We start from the raw sequence: 18,527 nt of genomic DNA, 5'->3' as shown, positions 1-18,527 counted from the left end.
ACCAAAATTTTAGTCCTCTTGTTACCTACATGTCATTTAACGTAGTACAAAGTTAGGTCGAGTATCGCTTTTATGTATGATTAGAGCAGCACTTTCCAAACAGTGTCTTAAGAGCCTTTCTTCACTTTCAAGATTCTCGAAACTAAATTTGTAAACTCTGTCAGATGCATACATAGCCTTAATACTATCTTTAAATTCAACGCATAAGCTAGCTAGCGCCGATTCGTACAGGTTATGCTCTCTTCGAATCGTTCTTTCCATATCATGCACGACGGCATACATTATTTTTGCTTTCTCGAATGTAGATAGATTTTCACCTTGAATATTATATTTTAATCTTTCAAAATCATTTAACCATGCCATACGCATTTCACGCTTATCACTGACTTTTTTACCCAAGGTTTTCATCCATTGTGTGGGTTTGGATGCTTGATGCTTTAGCTCTCGATATCGTTGCAGAACGTCTATCTCTAGAAGCGCTCTCCATTGTGAATTAATCCCACTCTCTTCCGGCTGTACTTTAATGTCAGGATTGGGTTGATATTCCATTCTTTGCGCAAAAGTAACATAAAATTCTTCTCGTCTTTGCGACACAGCAGGGCTCTTTACTGGAACGGGAGTGACAATCAGCTGGGGTACAGCGGGAGTCCGCATATTTGCCAATACTTGTTGGCAGTAATCTACATTATGACGATGATTTGGATCAAAATGTGTCATAAAATCGAAATTCCTTCCCAACTTTATATCACGATTAAACATCACACCCATTGCATAAATATCAGACGCGAAGGAATATCGTGATCTGTAATCATACTCTTTCATCTCAGGGGCCATATAAGGTTTCGACCCTAGACCTTTTGCCCTTATGTAATCACGGCCAGGAGGTAATTCTTTTGAAAAACCAAAATCAATCATTGCAATGGTATAATTGCCATCTTTTTCATTAATCACCAAATTGGCAGGCTTGATATCGCCATGAACTATCCGTTCTTTTTGCAAGGCACGTAACGCTTCACAACAAGCATTCGCAATTTGAATTTTCTGCATTTGGCTTAGTACATTATTTTTGAGAAAATGATCTAAAGATACTCCGTCATTATATTTAAATACGCTATAGTGCTTATACGTGGGGTGTATATATTTCATACTTCTAAAGGTTTTGTTGTAACTTCTAAATTCTTCACCACGAAGAATATCGAGTTTATTCAGAATACGAGAATCTTCTCCAATTTTTGTATTCTCTGCACCTTCAATTCTTAACCCAAAATCTTCTCCTTGCTTATTGATAACACGTTTAATTTTAGCATTAGTACCACGCGGTATGGGAAATTTATCAATGTGTCTATTATGGATCGCATAGATTTCACCATTGATATTGACAAAAGAGTGATTGAGTTTCGATATTTTTTTATCAAATTTGATAGCATGAGGAGAGCTCGCAAAAAATTCTTCTGCATACCTCCATTCCATCTGACTCACCGTAAATAATGCTGATGGTTTTACAGGTGCTACTGGTTTTACAGATGTTTCTTCTGTTGCTAATCTGAACGTTATTGCTTTATTTCTAAAATCATCTGAATTTGACTCAGAAGAAGATTCATTCTCATCAAAACTGGCATCAGAGATACCAGCAACTTCATTAACGGACGCAGATGCGTGTAATGATAAATTTTCTGTATAAACAGAAGATTCATTTGAATCAAAGGTTTCAGAATGATCAAAGATCGCTTTATAGTCAATGGTACTGCTCGAAGGTTCTGATTGTTCTTCTGCTTCAAAAGAAACCTGTGAATATGAAACATTATCATTTTCTAAATTTGGCATATTTCCCCCGTAAATTTGTCATTTACTTTGATTAATATTAATTAAAGCTATCAGAGGGAGGTATCAGATTTTTACCTAGATTTTCTGCAATATAGCTTTATTTCATTGATTATTAAGCTATTTTAATTTTACCGCAGCGAATATCGGTATTGGTGAGCAGATGAGTAGAAGGGGGCAAGTTGACTTGTCCCCTTTTTTACGGTTTATGCTGAACGCCTTCATCAGGAGAATTGGGGCTAGGAACTTCTTCACCTTCATAAACTGCGTCGTTTTATTGCTTTCATAATAAAATTCGCCAAATTTTTCTTTAAATTTTAGTGGTATATCAAGAAAAAAATAACTCCTAAGTTTACGACCTTCCATCTTAAAAGGCATACATCTTATCGACGCAATGTATGCCTTTATTGCAAAATAATGAACATTATCAAGCCTTTATTATAGAAACAATTCATTTCTAAGCAAAACTCTTACAGATGCCTCAAATGTCAAATGCTAAAATTGCATTCATTTTAGTACCACATTGCGAGTAAACAATATGTTAGGTGATTTTGATCGACATTCTCCTGAATTACAGTCTTCTTCGAATAGCTCTTCGACCCTTTGGGACTCTCTATTTTCAATACCAAGCCATATTGTCAATTTATTTTCTACCGCTGCCCAGTCTTCAGCAGTTAAACTAAAAGGCACTGAAGAAATATTGTTACCCAAACCTGCTACGGACAGCAGCTCCGACGGTGAAGGGACTGATAGCGATTATGATAGCGAGCTTGATGCCGATTTTCAGCCTAATTCAGAAACTGATTATGAGAGCGATGATAGCGAGCTTGATGCCGATTTTCAGCCTAATTCAGAAACTGATTATGAGAGCGATGATAGCGAGCTTGATGCTGATTTTCAGCCTGATTCAGAAAGTGATTATGAGAGCGAAGAGAGTGATTGCGACAATAGCAATGAATCAGAAGATCTTAACGATGATAGCAACTTTGATTTCAATGCCTATCTAGCTTGGAAAACGAAAGAAATAAAAAAGGAATCCGCCAAACGATTAAAGCGCGAAACAGATACCAGCGATAGTGAATGCAATAAGAACACAAAACGTCATTGTAAACGATAAAAGAAAGGGTTCGGCACTTACCCAGCCGAACCTATCTTACCTAAGACGCAGAATGAAAAAGTAAGACTTTTTCTGATTGCACCTCATGTTTGAATAAAGCAAACTAGCAAACTTCTTTGATTAGGAGTGGCTTCTATGACCAGCGGTGTTGGTGCATCTACAAATTCATATGTAAAAATACAAACAGATATTGAAAAAACTGATGTTGATATTTTTATCGAAAACATTATAAAAGCCGCAAAACAGCACAATCATCCCGAAATGAAGGCGCTCATCCTCAATGGACCTAATATCAATATCCTTGATAACAAAAAATTATCTGCCGCAATGTATTTAGTGCTAGAGGGTGATTTTGCCGCATGTCAATTCTTGGAAAAGTATAACGTCAATTTAGAAGACTTTGTATGTGGTGCAGCTATCACTGGCAATTTAGAAACCTACTACCATTACCGAAGTAAACTGGAAGAAAAGGGCATAACACAAAATTACAATCGTATTGCAGCCTATGCCGCATTTGGCGGCCATCTTGAATCCGTATTAAGCTTTCTCAATTCTCCTTATAATCCCAAACCTTCTTTTTACAAAGCAGCCAATTATGCGGCATTAAATAACCAATATGATGTTGCGCTTACTTTGTACAATCATCCTAATAATGTCTTTAAAGATCCTGCTGAGTTAATCGGCCATTTTGTTTTTGGTTGGCATGAAGAATCTGCAGTAAAAATACTTAAAAATCCAAGTGCCCTTGGCTTACCTGAAAATTACAATTATCATAAAAAGATAAGTCACTATGCTGCGGAAGGTAGGAATCTACGTCTTTTATTTGACCTATTAGATAATCCAAGCATCATCGAATGCAATATACTGAGCTCTCTCTCGGCTAAAGGAGGCCATTCTGCACTGACCTTCATGTTGCTTAAGCATCCCAATAATCTTCTTCCTGAATACAATTTGGCAGCATCTTATGCCGCCAGCAACGGCCATTTACGACTTGCCTCTACTTTATTAGCTGATCCAATGAATACACATCCTAATTTTAATAAAGTGGCTTCATTTGCTGCAAAAGGTAACCATCATGTGGGTGCAATGGCTTTGCTGACTGATCCAAAAAACCTAGAACCCGATTTCAACATGGCTGCAACCAGTGCTGCCAGTGAAGGTCACACGGCGTTAACGATGGCACTACTGCTCGATTCTCGAAATACGCAGCCTGATTTTAATAAAGCAGCAAGTGCAGCTGCATTTAACGGCCATCAGGGTTTAACACTTGCATTATTGACTGCCCCAAGAAATAATAATCCGGACTACGAACGAGTTAAATTGAGTGCTGTACAAAGTGGTCAGCATCAAATTATACAAAGTATTATACAATTAACAGCAGAGCCAATAATGGTAAGCGCCATGCCCCCTCTCCTCACTTTTGGTTGGAATCATGTCCAGCAAAATGATTTGGAACGACGAGTGTCAACTTATTCTGGGCAATTTGCGAAACGTCAACGACTTTAAAAATTTTCACCCCATGCCAATATGAATTGACAGTAGTGCGATTGGAGCAGAGTCATTTTATAGATGGCTTCACTGCATTATGGATTTTGCTTTTGTTGCGCCATCAGGGTGTTTATCTGCTTCAGCATCACCGCAAACACCAGCGCCATAATACCCGCTAATAATACCGTACCCGCAGAAGCGTTGAGATGCTCAAACCATTGGGTATAAAAATGAATGGCGCCAAAGATAGCAACGACATTTAATACCCAGCGACGTTTCTCATGCCAAGCCCAAGCACCAGTTGCAATCAATGCAATCGCCCACACCACCGCAAAAGTCACATCAGAAATTTCAATAGGTTTTGCTAAGTGCTCACTAAATTTATCGCCCCATAATGATCCAATCCAAAAACCAAGATTCACCATAAACAAACTGGTTCTAGCAGCAATAATGGCAAGCTGTGAGTAAACTAATGGGATAATTTTTGCCTGGATTATCTGCTGTGAAACCCAATAAAATCCTATCCCTATGACACTAAATACCACAATACTCAGTAAAGGTTCTTGTACGCTTATCATATAGGTTGCATGCATGTAACCTGAATTAGCACCGAGGATTGGCCCAATTGATAAAACGGCCAATGTGGTGAGCAAACCACTTTGGGCAAAAATTGCTGAAATAATATAAATAGCGGTAATGGCTATAAAGCTTCGCGGATTACCATTATCAGCAATGAGAATGCCCCCGCCTAACATAAGCGCACCTACTAAGATACAAATCTGCGCTAACAGTTTCCACTGGGCAACCCCTGTTTTCAGCAACGCAATTCCGCCGATAAGCACAAATGCACCAATAATAATGGCTGTAACCGGCGTTGGAACCAATGCTAATGCCGCCCCACTCACCGCAATCACGCCAAAGCCAATCAAGATATTAAAGGCAAGCGAACCAGTTGATTGATTCGCCAGCATCTTTAGCTTTTCATATTCTTGCTGAGTAAGGTGTTTATCCGCTAATAACTGTTCAAGATCAAGGGTTACTTTCATAAAATAATCTCGATTAATGAATCTAATTGTTAGGCAAAGGTTACTTGAACTTAGTTCCAATGCGTGTAATGCATCGAATTCCGTATTGTAATCACACTCAGATTAAATGGTGAATTTTAGCCATCTCTGCATCGGTAAGCTCAAAGCTAAAGATTGCTAAATCCTCTACCATATGACTATCGGAAGTTGTTCCTGTCAGAGGAACGATGCCAATCTGGGTTAAATAGCGAAATAGAATTTGCGCTGGCGTTTTATTATTTGCAGTTGCCATTGCGGTGATAGTGCTACTTTGAAGTAATGCGGGATTTGCCGTTAAGGTCCAAAAACTTTGATAAACAATTTTATTTTCTGTGCACCATTGACGAAGCTCTTTATCGTAATCCGTTTCTTTATAAAACCGGTTTTGTAAAACAGCAGGTTTAACAACAGCGTCTTGATAGAGACGTTGCATACTCTCTATATCATAACAATTACTGATGCCCAATTGTTTAACACTGCCTGATTCATAAATTGCCTCCATCGCTCTCCATACTTGTATAGTGTCATGGTGGGTGCTGAGCGGTGAATGAAGGATATAAGAATCGATAACTTCTGTTCCTAAATTTTCTTTTGAAGTTGCAAAAGATTGCATTACTTGCTCGTGCAAAGGGACACTTGGATCGTAAGGTATATTTTGAGGATCTTGTCCTTGTATGGCGGTAAACTTTGTTTGTAGAAAAAGTTGTTCTCGCGTAATACCCATTAGCTCTAAATCTTTCAGCGCTTGACCCACACCTGGCTCAAAATAATGCTTGGGTTGGCATGCCGTATCAATTCCTCTAAAGCCGTTTTTGATGGCTTTAACAACAAGCCCGGCTGTTTGTTCTTTCTTCCAAGCAGTGCCATAAATCAGGCTAGGCATTTTAATTCCATTGCTCATTTTTATATATCCATTATCTATTCATTTAACAGGGTAAGCATTGTGATTAGAATGCCTACCCTATTTGGGAGTCTTCACACTGATTATTTCAATCGATTTCGTGGTTTACCTGGTATCATTGCCCATACTGGAACAAACTTTGGTTTTTGCTCCGCTGCATCCGTATTAGACTCTCTTAATGTTTCTCTTATTGAACTCACTGCTCTTTCTGATAATTTGCTGCTAACTGCACCATAAAACCCACGAAACAGATTGAAAATAAAGGGTCCACCTATCATAACTCACCTCTTGAATAAATATAAAATAATCAATGTTTGTAATGCGACCCGGTATCCCTACCTTAATCGCATTACATCAAAGCTAATTAAGATAGGGTAAAGGGGAAAAGAGAAGAATCGCAAGGACAATAGGAAATACAGCCAAAACTGCTTGCTTCGCAACGCGGCGCTTAGAAACAAAATGAATGCAGTTTTGAGCTTGAAACATGATAATTCTTAATAATTCATTATTTTTTAATATTGAGATTTTTAACCTAACATAGCCTTTGCCATAACACAAGCATTCTACTTTGCATAATTTTACTTTTCGTCAGGTCCACAGTTAGTTAACTATTGCCCACTACTGCTTAAAAAGTAGATACACTTTTAAAAACAACATGCCAAACAGAACCAGAAATTCATATGAGACAATAGTTCATCAAAGGCTAGGGAAAATGACTGAATAATTTTTTTCAAAATGTAGTAAAACTTGTTAGATTTTAAAAGTTCTGCTCTAATTGCACTAGAAAAAATCAATTATTAAAATTTAACACATGGCATACATTGAAACCATTGATATAACAACTGCCGTCTCAAAGCAAGATACCATTGTTTATATCGGCTTTGATGAAAATGAGCTAAATCTTTTGTTGTTAGAACATAAAACAAGGCAATTAGCTGGCCCCTTTCTTGGTGAATATAATTCCTTATTAAAAATTTTCACTGATACCGGTGATGAATACACTGTTGTTTTTAAGGCGCTAGATGACGGCTTTTATCGTGTGCGTCATAGCTTCCCTCCCTTACTCATAAATGACAAGCTAATGCTTTGCGCCAATGGGCGGTTATATCGTTATTTAATTAATGAAAGAAAGAAAATGTATTTCAATTACAGATTACGAACTGCCACCTACCATATCGGCTCAACATTACACACTAGTCTCAGATCAATTCTCAATCATGATCATCGCCACCGTTGACGGGTTAGTTGCTATCCGTTGGGAAGATGAATTCTGGAAACAGCCATTTGATTGGGCCTATGCTGGCTATCTTGAGCTTCAAAAAATAGATAACGAACGACTTATCGTGAATTATGATTGCCCGGATTATGAAGGCCAGATAACGCTTGAATTGTTAACGGGTCAAAAGCTTGGCTAAATTCGCTATTACCTTATTTTTCTAGATCTTGCTCCCCTATCTTTGTTATAGTTTCTATTTCGCACATACTTAGAAATATAACAAACTTAATAAAGATGTCGAGCCATGCCCCCTACTGCAGTTCAAATTAAAGAATACCTTAAAAAAATTGGCTTTGAAGGTGAGCCTAGCGTTACCTTGGAATGCCTTACTCAAATTGTAGAGGCTCATTCCTTTGCCTTTCCCTTTGAAACGCTTAGCCTTCACGATAGCCATTTAGATCACCGCCCTAACCATCGAACGTCTTTAAACTTTGATGCACTATTTCGAAAACTAGTGCATGGTAATGGCCGAGGAGGGCGTTGTGTTGAACTCAATACCCTTTTACAAACCATGTTAAAAGCACTCAACTTTAAAGTGAGGCCTATTTTAGGTGAAGACTTATTGATGAGTTCTCATCTTCCGCGAAGAAAAAGACCTCGCCATAGCGCAGGGATTGTGAAAATCGGCGATGACAAATTCTTGGTAGATGCAGCATTTGGTGGAATAGGTATTATTGCCCCAGTACCCCTTAAACCGGGTGAATATCAGCAATATTCTGAAAAATTTAGATTGACCGCAAGCAAAGAATATACTTTTGAATTACAGATTTACCGAAATGGCCAACCTCAAAGTATTTATGGATTTAGTAAAAAAGCGGTAACCCAAAAAGCATTTGCTGACTTAAATAAACGAAATGCGAATGTATTAAATACTCAGTCTTTATTTAAAACATTTTTTTCCTGCACCAAGCCATTTAAAATCAGCGAACAACAAAATGGTCGTTACAATATTACTAATAATAAATTTAGTATTTCAAAAGATAACAATACGACTCATCGAGAAAAAATAGACAGTCAAGCAAGACTCCATGAACTATTAGGAGAGTATTTTAATATTGATCTTTCCAAACACTACATTCGACATAATGAAGTCGATATGTTGGCTTATCAGCAAGGCATTACTCGCCCCCCGACTCTTCATCGCTTTAATACCCGCTTGAAAGAGCGATATCAAACTATTAAAGACTCTGTAGAGACTAAAAATGCTGCAAAAGAAACCGCAAAGGCAACCTGTATCGTTTGCGATGATCCTAATCCTAAATGTCCGAAATTAAATCCCTAATTAGTGAAATGGCCGAAAAATCTTTCGGCCCAATATTAGGATGACGGGCACCCGTTATCTGCGTTGTCTGATGCGCTGTCTATTTGCATGACGAATATAACCCAAATCATTCATGAGTTTGGTCATCTTAGGGTTATTACGTTGATAGGCATCATTATTAACGATCATACCTAATTCAGGCGTCATCTTTGCGCCATCACGCAATGCGTGCCGTGCACCTAATTGCAAGCCATTCTTTATGCACCGCTCTAAATAAACTTGAGGATCGATAGATCGCTGCGGTCTAGGAGCTGCTTGAATACGTCGCATTGGCTGCTCACGCGGTGTGGCTTGTACACCTGGCACAGCTTGCACCACTCGTGGTAAGGCTCTACATTGTACAGGTTGTACTACTTGTGGGTTCACATGTCGCGCGGCGTATCGATTCTGCATTTGAACTTGTGGATTAGCTTGATTCTCAATTCTTAATAGATAATTAATGCGTTGCTTTGCAGCGGCAAAAGACGTAACACCTTCAAATTTATCACTATCCCTTGGATCTAGAACAGATTCACCATCATGATTACTAAATGCAAAACTAAGAAATCCATCTATAATAGGTTTTTCATTTATTTTACGTTGTGATAAAGATTGAGGATTGATAATTTTGGCATTGCCAAAATCAATAATATTGACATCAAAATCTCCGTTTTGTTCATAGCAGACAAAATTATCTGGCTTACCATCATATTGACATATCCCTTTATTGAGCATCGCTTCAAGGGCTTCAACCATTCTCAGTGCCTTTAAAAGATTTTTTCCTTTTTGTGACACAAATCCTGCAAAACCATTTTTTTCAAATGCTTCAAAATAATTTAAAAGTAGCGCATTGCATGAGCGATTTTGACCTGTATTCTGGAAAGGGGTTGGAATTTTTTTTTGATAGCCATAAGCTCTGCCTAATTTCTTATTGATTGCATATTCTTCTTCACCAACAGAATCAAAACCACTTATGTATGATGTTTTAAGAACGTATTTCTTTCTATTTTGATCTTCTACTAACGTTGCGAGACCATTCCTGCCGATTCCTAGTTCTTTAATTTTTCGCAGTTTTAATCCAAATAAGTCGACTGTTTCCGATGAACCATTAAGCATGTTGATATCCCCATATAATTTTTTTTGATGGCCTATTTCTACAACACACACAGACAGTTATCAAATCAAATACGACTAAACTTAAAAAAAATCAGACAAAAATGAAAAAGCTCATTGTTCTAATATTCCTCAAAATATTCGAATAATAAGGCTTTGATTTGATTGTGTTATTGAGAAAGAAGCGTATCAACAGTATATAGTTTTATTAACCTAGAAGATGGAATCCTGCATCAATATAAATAGTATCCCCGGTAATATTTTTGGCATAATCACTCGAAAGATAAGCGACCATTGCACCCACATCATAAATATCGACCAACGTATGCATGGGTGATTCTTGCTCGGCACGTTGCATTAGCTTATCAAAATCTTCTAATCCCGATGCAGCTCGTGTTTTAACAGGGCCAGGAGAAAGCGCAATCACGCGAATTTTTTGTGGCCCAAGATCAACCGCCATATAACGCACACAAGATTCTAAAGCGGCTTTAACAGGTCCCATCAGATTGTAATGTTCAACGACTTTGACGGCACCATAATAACTCATCGCAAAGAGGGCTCCCCCCTTAGGCATCAAGGGTTTTGCAAGTTTTGCCATACGTAAAAACGAATGACAAGAGATATCCATTGCTAACAAAAACCCTGCTTTTGAGCAATCTACAATTGAACCATGTAAATCCTCTTTGGGAGAAAAAGCGATAGAATGAATAATGATATCCACGCTTTGCCATTTTTGCTTAATTTTATCAAACAGGTTATCAAGATCATTGTCAATCGTTACATCACAGCGTTCATAAATAGTTGGTTCTAGTTTTTGTGCAAGCGCATCAACAAAGGGCTTCGATTTTTCATTCAAATAGGTTATTCCTACTTCTGCTCCTGCCGTTTTGAGCATCTGTGCACAGCCATAAGCAATTGAATTTTCATTGGCAACCCCGACAATGAGTGCCTTTTTGCCTGACAACAGTTTTTTATCCATGCTACCCTCATCACCTACTGTGCTATGTTTGTAAACATAATCTATATTTAAATGAATATGTTTAAGCAATGCTTAAACATCCAGCACAAGGTAAGTAGTGAGGGAAAGATGGATAAAAGCCCAGAAGATGAAATCGTGATCACCGCAATGATGAAGCGATTTGCTGATCACCGTTTACCTAGAGCGCTTGATTTGGAAAAAAAGGTATTAAAAGGAGAAGTCCTTAATGATAATGATCTAACTTTTTTAGATGCCGTCTTTAATGACGCAAAATATGTTTTAAGCCTTGCAGATAAATACCCTGAATATCAAGAGCTCGTCGTAAAAGCAATTCAGCTCTATGCTGACATCACGCAAAAGGCTTTGGAAAATTCAAAAAGAAATAAAAAATCTTAATAGCTTAACTTGCTTGTCCTCGTTGAAGAATTCCATTTTTCAATCACCTTTTTATGTGAAGAAAATCCAGAAGCGTTTAATTGAATAACTGATGAAGCATCATGTGAGAAAACTTGCTCTTTGGTATCTGACGGTAGTTTTGCTATGCTACTCAGGTTAAATGGAACCACATGGTATTGTTTAGTGTTAATGACTGATTCCTCGTCATTCAGTAACCCATAGAGATGATCAGATCCAGTCACCAATACGCCATTCTCATTGGCGGTAGATATTTCTTGAGCTATATAAACATTCCTATCTTCAACTGTAGCAGAATAATCTCTCTCAGGATGCGTATCAACCGCTATTAGTTTCATTCCCATATTCTCTTTTGCTTTAAGCTGTAATGGAGAATCTGCATTATCTTCTTGAGTTGCTTCAGCATATACATTTAAAATCCCGAGTTCACGGGCAACTTTAAGCATTACTTTTTCGATTTGATATATTCTATAATTACCATGTGTTTCACCCAATATAACAAGTATTTTTTTTCGTTTCATTTTAGCAACTTGCATTTCCATGGTAAGTAGTTGACGAAAATCATTTTCACCTTTATGCAATAGTTCTTTTGAAAGCCCAATATGTTGTTTAAATAACCTTGACATAGGAGTATGTTTATAATGTTTTTTCGTCATTTCGACCACATTTGTTTGGAGCCCTAATCCCTCTAGCATTGGATTATATGCCATGAGAAGTTGTACCAAATCTAAATCACCCGTGGATATAGCACAATGCAATGCTCTAAAATTACGATTATCTTCTGCTTCTAAAGCTGCGCCATATTTTAAAAGCTTTTTCACTAATACGGAATTTTTAGCTAGCGCTGCTGAATGTAAGGGTGTTTCACCATAAATATTAACAACATCTAATCGACTTCCCATTTTTATAAGCTTCACTGCTGTATCATATTTTTTTAAAGTGATAGCTAATTGAAGTGGGGTTTCACCAGCTCTATTGGCAACATTAAGACTCTCATTATTTTCATCTACGAGCTCATCAATTTTGTCTAAATCATCCAAAACAATAGCATTGTGTAATTCAGTTTTAGCTAAGTCAATGGGGACATAATCATCATTATACTCTTCAGCACCATTCTCTAATAAATAATTTTTAATCTCTGAATTTGTGCCACAAATAGGAGGATAACCTGCCTGATTAACGATATTTAATTTTGCACCATGTGAAACAAGCATTTTCACCGCTTCAAACTGATTATTAAGAACGGCACTATGTAATGGCGTATTTCCTTGCATATCAAGTGAATGTAGTAAAGTATTATTCCGAGTTAACAAAATCCTCATTGTTGAGACATCGCCTAAACTTGCTGCTGTATGTAATTCTGAGAATAAATGAGGATACGCTGCACCATTTTTCAATAAAAGTTCTTTTATATCTTCATTTTCAAAAGCGATATGAATTGGCAACAAACCATAATAATTATAACTATTTAATTCTGCACCCTGTCGAATTAATTCTTCAACCATTTTAAAATCTTCTTTTTGAACTGCAAGATGTAATGCTGCATAACCTTCTGCGTCTTGTAAATCAATTATTTCTTTGTTGCGACTTAATATCCTTTTTACTTTTTTTAGGTTCCCATTCAGCACAGCCTCATGCATATCAGCCACTAAAGAAGCATTTGTTCTTCTCTTCTTAAATCTAATATTTTTACGTCGATTCGGTCCACGTTTCATATAGGTACTCAAATTAAATTACTAGACTTTAACTAACATAAATTAAGCTTTACTTTAACCGTCACCATATAGACGGCATTATTCAAGCAATGATTGGTAATTTTATTAAGGTAAAGATGGGCAGATACACGTTGTTATAAAAAAAATTTCGATATCTGCAAGAAGTAAGTGCCTTATTAGTTCTGTTTTAATATTCAGGCTTAGCGCTGAACAGCACTCAAAATAATACCAAAGTTCACTTTCCCAGAAGAATTAATTTTTATGTAATGGAATGCAATAGTATTTCTGTTCTTGGGGGTATTCAATTATGGGCATTCACAAAAATTCCTCTCTCTCCGACGCTATTCATAATCTCCTTAACACTTCAAAAATTAAAAGCGACACAATTATCAGCACTGACTTGACAGTAGAAGCTAAAGCTTCACATTTATTGAATGCCAAAGTTAATGCCAATACAAACACGCAATTAGATCTAATTCATGCATCATCGCATAATGAACCTTCTAATCATCAAAGTTCATTTATTAAATCAACCATCGATGCGAATGCTAAAATAGATATTGATTTATTTAATCACAAGCAATCTGGTAATAATGAAAATTGTCCGTCACCGAATGAAGAGCCAAGTCACCACCATAGCTCTATTATTAATACGGTAGTCGATGCTGCCGCTAAAATTGATATCGATTTATTTAATCATAAACAAGGTGGCAATAATGAAAACTGCCCGCCATCGAATGAAGAGCCAAATCATCATGGTTCTTTGATTAATGCCGTGGTCGATGCTGCTGCTAAAATCGATTTAGATTTATTCAATAAGCACTCTGAAGGCTCAGAAAACTGCAACCCCGAAGGCGGTGAAGAAACCAATCACAACGGCTCATTGATTAATGCCGTCGTCGATGCTGCTGCGAAAATTGATCTAGATTTATTCAACAAGCACTCTGATGGTTCTGAAAACTGCAATCCCGAAGGTGGCGAACAACCCAGCCACAATGGCTCATTGATTAATGCTGTCATCGATGCTGCTGCGAAAATTGATTTAGACTTATTCAATGAAGCTTCAGAAAACTGCAATCCAGAAGGTGGCGAAGAGACCAACCACAATGGCTCATTGATTAATGCTGTCGTCGATGCTGCTGCTAAAATCGATTTAGATCTCTTTAACCATAAAGGCGCTGAAAACTGTGATCCCGAAGGCGGCGAAGAACCCAGCCACAATGGCTCAATCATTAATGCCGTTGTCGATGCTGCTGCTAAAATTGATTTAGACTTATTCAATAAACACAGTGAAGGTTCAGAAAACTGCAATCCAGAAGGTGGCGAAGAACCCAGTCAAAATGGCTCAATCATTAATGCCGTGGTCGATGCTGCTGCGAAAATTGATTTAGATCTCTTTAACCATAAAGGCACTGAAAACTGTGATCCCGAAGGCGGCGAAGAGCCCAGCCACAATGGCTCATTGATTAATGCTGTCGTCGATGCTGCTGCTAAAATCGATGTCGACCTCTTTAATCACCAAGGCGTTGAAAACTGCAATCCCGAAGGCGGTGAAGAACCCAGCCACAATGGCTCATTGATTAATGCCGTCGTCGATGCTGCCGCCAAAATCGATTTGGATTTATTCAATAAACACTCTGAGGGTTCTGAAAATTGTAACCCTGAAGGTGGCGAAGAGCCCAGCCACAATGGCTCATTAATTAATGCTGTCGTCGATGCTGCTGCTAAAATCGATTTAGATTTATTCAATAAGCACTCTGAAGGTTCAGAAAACTGCAATCCAGAAGGTGGCGAAGAACCCAGCCACAATGGCTCAATCATTAATGCTGTTGTTGATGCCGCTGCTAAAATCGATGTCGACCTCTTTAACCATCAAGGCGCTGAAAACTGCAATCCCGAAGGTGGCGAAGAACCCAGCTACAATGGCTCAATCATTAATGCTGTTGTTGATGCCGCTGCTAAAATTGATGTCGACCTCTTTAATCACCAAGGCGCTGAAAACTGCAATCCCGAAGGTGACGAAGAGCCCAGCCACAATGGCTCATTAATTAATGCTGTTGTTGATGCCGCTGCTAAAATTGATGTCGACCTCTTTAATCACCAAGGCGCTGAAAACTGCAATCCCGAAGGTGGCGAAGAGCCCAGCCACAATGGCTCATTAATTAATGCTGTCGTCGATGCTGCTGCTAAAATTGATGTCGACCTCTTTAATCACCAAGGCGCTGAAAACTGCAATCCCGAAGGTGGCGAAGAGCCCAGCCACAATGGCTCATTAATTAATGCTGTCGTCGATGCTGCTGCTAAAATCGATTTAGATTTATTCAATAAGCACTCTGAAGGTTCAGAAAACTGCAATCCAGAAGGTGGCGAAGAGACCAACCACAATGGCTCATTGATTAATGCTGTCGTCGATGCTGCTGCTAAAATCGATGTCGATCTCTTTAATCACCAAGGCGCTGAAAACTGCAATCCCGAAGGCGGCGAAGAAACCAATCACAACGGCTCATTGATTAATGCCGTCGTTGATGCTGCTGCTAAAATCGATGTCGATCTCTTTAATCACCAAGGCGCTGAAAACTGCAATCCCGAAGGTGGCGAAGAAACCAATCACAACGGCTCATTGATTAATGCCGTCGTCGATGCTGCTGCTAAAATCGATTTAGATTTATTCAATAAGCACTCTGAAGGTTCAGAAAACTGCAATCCAGAAGGTGGCGAAGAGACCAACCACAATGGCTCATTGATTAATGCTGTCGTCGATGCTGCTGCTAAAATCGATGTCGATCTCTTTAACCATGAAGGCACTGAAAGCTGTGTTCCTGAAGGCGGTGAAGAACCTAGTCATAGCGGTTCATTGATTAATGCTGTCGTCGATGCTGCTGCTAAAATCGATGTCGACCTCTTTAACCATCAAGGCACTGAAAGCTGTGATCCTGAAGGCGGTGAAGAACCTAGTCATAGCGGTTCATTGATTAATGCTGTCGTCGATGCTGCTGCTAAAATCGATGTCGACCTCTTTAACCATCAAGGCACTGAAAGCTGTGATCCTGAAGGCGGTGAAGAACCTAGTCATAGCGGTTCATTGATTAATGCTGTCGTCGATGCTGCTGCTAAAATCGATGTCGACCTCTTTAACCACCAAGGATCTGAAAGCTGCTCTCCTGAAGGTGAGTCTAATCATGAACTGATTAACTTAACTGTCGATGCCGAAACTAAAGTGGATGTTGCTGACAAATTATGCATCACAGGCAATGTTCTTTCTCAATTGAACATTGACGGCGAAATACTTTCTTTTAAATGCACATCACAAAATCAAAGCACCATTGAAGCAAACGCTGGAGCCACCATTAATACTGAAAATGATGGACAACTGACGATTGAAGCAAATGGCAATTTTACTTACACTCATGAAAATGCGCCCAATTCCTTCAATGAACAAATTGATTTTAAAGTCCAATCTGCTAATGGTTCTTGTGAAACTTCCTCATTTAATATCCACACCGCTGATATCACGCCTAGTTTAGATGTTTCAATAGCCAATGATGATTATCTGGTTCATATTGATGATGTCAAAGTAACAGATACCATTTCCTTCAATGATTTGAACCTGAAATCACTTGATTTTAATCACTTGACCGATACACCCACACCTGTCAGTCAAGAGATCAAAGCAAGCACAGCCATTGATTCGATTTTAAGCTCAAACACCCTGACAGCGACGACAAATACGACAGCAGAATCCAGCAATCATGGCTTACTTTCTTTATTTAGTGCCATTCATTTGGGTTCAGCTCAAAATGATAATCATGTCATTGAACAGCACATGCAAGCGGCGCTTGCCGATAGTCACGTTGCGAAGTAACCTGCGGATGGAGGAACCCAATATGGGTTCCTCTACTATTCAACCTTACTTAAGATTGTTTGATAGCATGATTAATTGCCTGTTTTTGCTTTGCATGATGCGCCCAGTAACGATCACCATATGACCAATGCCAATATTCGGTAGGATAATTCACAAACCCCACGCCTTCTAATGCCGTGTTCATGATTTTACGATTTTCTTTAGCTTGTTGTGAAATCACATTAGAATTTGTTTTACAAAACTCGCCGGTTAAATCTTGGTAAGTATCATCCAATGTTATACCCATATCGACGATTTTACCTTGACTATCGACAAGATACACATCAATAGCCGCGCCGGTAGAATGAGGAGGCACATTTTTAGACCCATCTAAATTAACGACAGGCGACACGAATTTGGTTGATTCTCTAAAGAGTTCTTCATGGGTCATTTTGGGATTAGCTTTGTGTAGTAATTGGTAACGTTCGTCAAAAATTTTCTGTTGTAAATCGAGGCTGCGATAACCTTCATATAGACAAAACTTTAATCCATTCGGTAATGTTTTTTGTGCTTGTTTTAGTTTTTCATAAACCGTTTTACGCATTTTGGTATAGTCAGTATTGTTAGGATCAATAGGTGCAGGCCCATAGGTGATCTCTTTTTGATCGACGAGATTAATCAGTGGATCATTATTTTCTTGGATAGGAATAGCCAAAATTTCCGGATCGGCTATTAAAACTATTTTTTCTTCTGCATGAACATTAAACACGGTTAAAAGACTTAAGGTAAGCAACAAAGTTTTCATTTTTATCCCTTTATACTTCTAAAGCTAACATCTGCAATTGTGTCGAATTTTTAGTGATATATTCAAAATCGGGCCAATTAGGCGTCGATTCATTAAATTGCTTAAATCCCCAGGCACGATAGGTTTCAATCGCTTTTTGATTGCTTGAGCGTGTGTGAAGAAATATTCGACGGGTATCCGGTAGCAATTTAAAAATAGTACTCATGAGTATTTTATCTAAACCCTGATTTTGCGCAATGGGCATAATACCAAAATAACAGACTTTCACGACATCATCACCAAATTCAGGGCTAATGAGAAATTGAATCAATCCTAATGGATTTCCAGTTTCAAGATCTTTAGCGACAATAAATAAGTAAGTTTCATTAGATTTTGCGAACTGTGAAAAATCGGTAGTAGCAAAAAATTGTTGAAAAATATCTTTTATTTTTGCTTCTATCAACAGCCAATCGATGTTTTCACCTGCTTTAATGAATGGTGCAAGTGATTTCAAAAAGAATTCATTCGGTACAGCCTGTGGATATGTTTGAGAAAATTGCAATTCCATCTGTGTATAAGTATGAACAAGAATGTCACTCAAACTTCTTATTTTTTGATTAAATTGTGGCGAATCAGGTTCTAAATATTCCCATTCTAATAATACCGTTTTTCCTAAGGTATTTTTTACTTTGAATTGATCTTTCATTATTTTCT

16 protein-coding genes are annotated in these 18,527 nt (G+C 38.1%); 7 read left to right on the top strand and 9 right to left on the bottom strand.

What is annotated here, in order from left to right; all coding sequences use genetic code 11:
• Nucleotides 1-36: 36 nt before the first annotated feature.
• Nucleotides 37-1,824 (bottom strand): protein kinase domain-containing protein, encoded by a 1,788-nt coding sequence (locus HT99x_RS04355; RefSeq protein WP_075066866.1) that lies wholly within the window; start codon nt 1,822-1,824, stop codon nt 37-39.
• A gap of 535 nt (nt 1,825-2,359) precedes the next feature.
• Between HT99x_RS04355 and HT99x_RS04350 the strand changes: the two genes are divergently transcribed.
• Together HT99x_RS04350 and HT99x_RS04345 are read left to right on the top strand one after the other, a co-directional pair.
• The gene (locus HT99x_RS04350; protein ID WP_075066868.1) at nt 2,360-2,938 is read left to right on the top strand and encodes a hypothetical protein; all 579 of its coding nucleotides are present in this window, start codon (nt 2,360-2,362) and stop codon (nt 2,936-2,938) included.
• A 135-nt stretch (nt 2,939-3,073) separates the two neighbouring features.
• Nucleotides 3,074-4,444, top strand: coding sequence for an ankyrin repeat domain-containing protein (locus tag HT99x_RS04345; protein WP_075066869.1), 1,371 nt, complete (start codon nt 3,074-3,076; stop codon nt 4,442-4,444).
• A gap of 77 nt (nt 4,445-4,521) precedes the next feature.
• Here the strand turns inward: HT99x_RS04345 and HT99x_RS04340 are convergent, their stop codons facing one another.
• From HT99x_RS04340 to HT99x_RS04330, 3 genes are all read right to left on the bottom strand, one after another.
• Nucleotides 4,522-5,472 carry a hypothetical protein gene (locus tag HT99x_RS04340; protein WP_075066870.1) on the bottom strand — a complete coding sequence of 317 codons (951 nt, stop codon included), beginning with the start codon at nt 5,470-5,472 and terminating at the stop codon, nt 4,522-4,524.
• Nucleotides 5,473-5,569: 97 nt separating this feature from the next.
• Nucleotides 5,570-6,391 (bottom strand): aldo/keto reductase, encoded by an 822-nt coding sequence (locus HT99x_RS04335; RefSeq protein ID WP_075066871.1) that lies wholly within the window; start codon nt 6,389-6,391, stop codon nt 5,570-5,572.
• A gap of 83 nt (nt 6,392-6,474) precedes the next feature.
• Complete coding sequence (locus HT99x_RS04330; protein WP_075066872.1) at nt 6,475-6,669, bottom strand: hypothetical protein; 195 nt, start codon at nt 6,667-6,669, stop codon at nt 6,475-6,477.
• Nucleotides 6,670-7,202: 533 nt separating this feature from the next.
• Here HT99x_RS04330 and HT99x_RS04325 point away from each other — a divergent pair.
• The 3 genes from HT99x_RS04325 (at nt 7,203) to HT99x_RS04315 (ending at nt 8,949) form a co-directional block, all read left to right on the top strand.
• Nucleotides 7,203-7,628 carry a hypothetical protein gene (locus tag HT99x_RS04325; RefSeq protein ID WP_075066874.1) on the top strand — a complete coding sequence of 142 codons (426 nt, stop codon included), beginning with the start codon at nt 7,203-7,205 and terminating at the stop codon, nt 7,626-7,628.
• Nucleotides 7,609-7,806: a hypothetical protein gene (locus HT99x_RS04320; protein WP_075066875.1), complete on the top strand. Its 198-nt coding sequence runs from the start codon at nt 7,609-7,611 to the stop codon at nt 7,804-7,806. Before HT99x_RS04325 ends, HT99x_RS04320 begins: the two co-directional genes overlap by 20 nt.
• Before the next feature lie 105 nt (nt 7,807-7,911).
• Nucleotides 7,912-8,949 carry an arylamine N-acetyltransferase gene (locus HT99x_RS04315; RefSeq protein WP_075066876.1) on the top strand — a complete coding sequence of 346 codons (1,038 nt, stop codon included), beginning with the start codon at nt 7,912-7,914 and terminating at the stop codon, nt 8,947-8,949.
• A gap of 54 nt (nt 8,950-9,003) precedes the next feature.
• Here the strand turns inward: HT99x_RS04315 and HT99x_RS04310 are convergent, their stop codons facing one another.
• Together HT99x_RS04310 and fabI are read right to left on the bottom strand one after the other, a co-directional pair.
• Nucleotides 9,004-10,083, bottom strand: coding sequence for a hypothetical protein (locus HT99x_RS04310; protein ID WP_075066877.1), 1,080 nt, complete (start codon nt 10,081-10,083; stop codon nt 9,004-9,006).
• Nucleotides 10,084-10,288: 205 nt separating this feature from the next.
• A complete protein-coding gene (gene fabI, locus HT99x_RS04305) occupies nt 10,289-11,059 on the bottom strand; it encodes an enoyl-ACP reductase FabI (protein WP_075066878.1) in 771 nt (256 codons plus the stop codon).
• A 108-nt stretch (nt 11,060-11,167) separates the two neighbouring features.
• Here fabI and HT99x_RS04300 point away from each other — a divergent pair, with 108 nt between their 5' ends.
• Entirely contained in the window at nt 11,168-11,455 is a 288-nt protein-coding gene (locus tag HT99x_RS04300; protein WP_075066879.1) for a hypothetical protein, read from the top strand.
• Here HT99x_RS04300 and HT99x_RS04295 read toward each other — a convergent pair.
• Nucleotides 11,452-13,188, bottom strand: coding sequence for an ankyrin repeat domain-containing protein (locus tag HT99x_RS04295; RefSeq protein WP_075066880.1), 1,737 nt, complete (start codon nt 13,186-13,188; stop codon nt 11,452-11,454). The two genes, HT99x_RS04300 and HT99x_RS04295, sit on opposite strands and share 4 nt — an antisense overlap.
• 307 nt (nt 13,189-13,495) lie before the next feature.
• Between HT99x_RS04295 and HT99x_RS04290 the strand changes: the two genes are divergently transcribed.
• Nucleotides 13,496-17,050 (top strand): hypothetical protein, encoded by a 3,555-nt coding sequence (locus tag HT99x_RS04290; protein WP_259565472.1) that lies wholly within the window; start codon nt 13,496-13,498, stop codon nt 17,048-17,050.
• 49 nt (nt 17,051-17,099) lie between these two features.
• Here HT99x_RS04290 and HT99x_RS04285 read toward each other — a convergent pair whose 3' ends face one another.
• Together HT99x_RS04285 and HT99x_RS04280 are read right to left on the bottom strand one after the other, a co-directional pair.
• Nucleotides 17,100-17,834, bottom strand: a complete 735-nt coding sequence (locus HT99x_RS04285; RefSeq protein WP_075067687.1) for a M15 family metallopeptidase — start codon at nt 17,832-17,834, stop codon at nt 17,100-17,102.
• Nucleotides 17,835-17,844: 10 nt separating this feature from the next.
• Nucleotides 17,845-18,519 carry a GNAT family N-acetyltransferase gene (locus HT99x_RS04280; protein ID WP_075067688.1) on the bottom strand — a complete coding sequence of 225 codons (675 nt, stop codon included), beginning with the start codon at nt 18,517-18,519 and terminating at the stop codon, nt 17,845-17,847.
• Between the last annotated feature and the right edge of the window lie 8 nt (nt 18,520-18,527).

Origin of the sequence: Candidatus Berkiella aquae (genome assembly GCF_001431295.2) — a bacterium.
Classification (GTDB): domain Bacteria; phylum Pseudomonadota; class Gammaproteobacteria; order Berkiellales; family Berkiellaceae; genus Berkiella; species Berkiella aquae.
The sequence above is the reverse complement of the archived record's forward strand: the minus strand, read 5'-3'. Positions and strand labels throughout refer to the sequence as shown.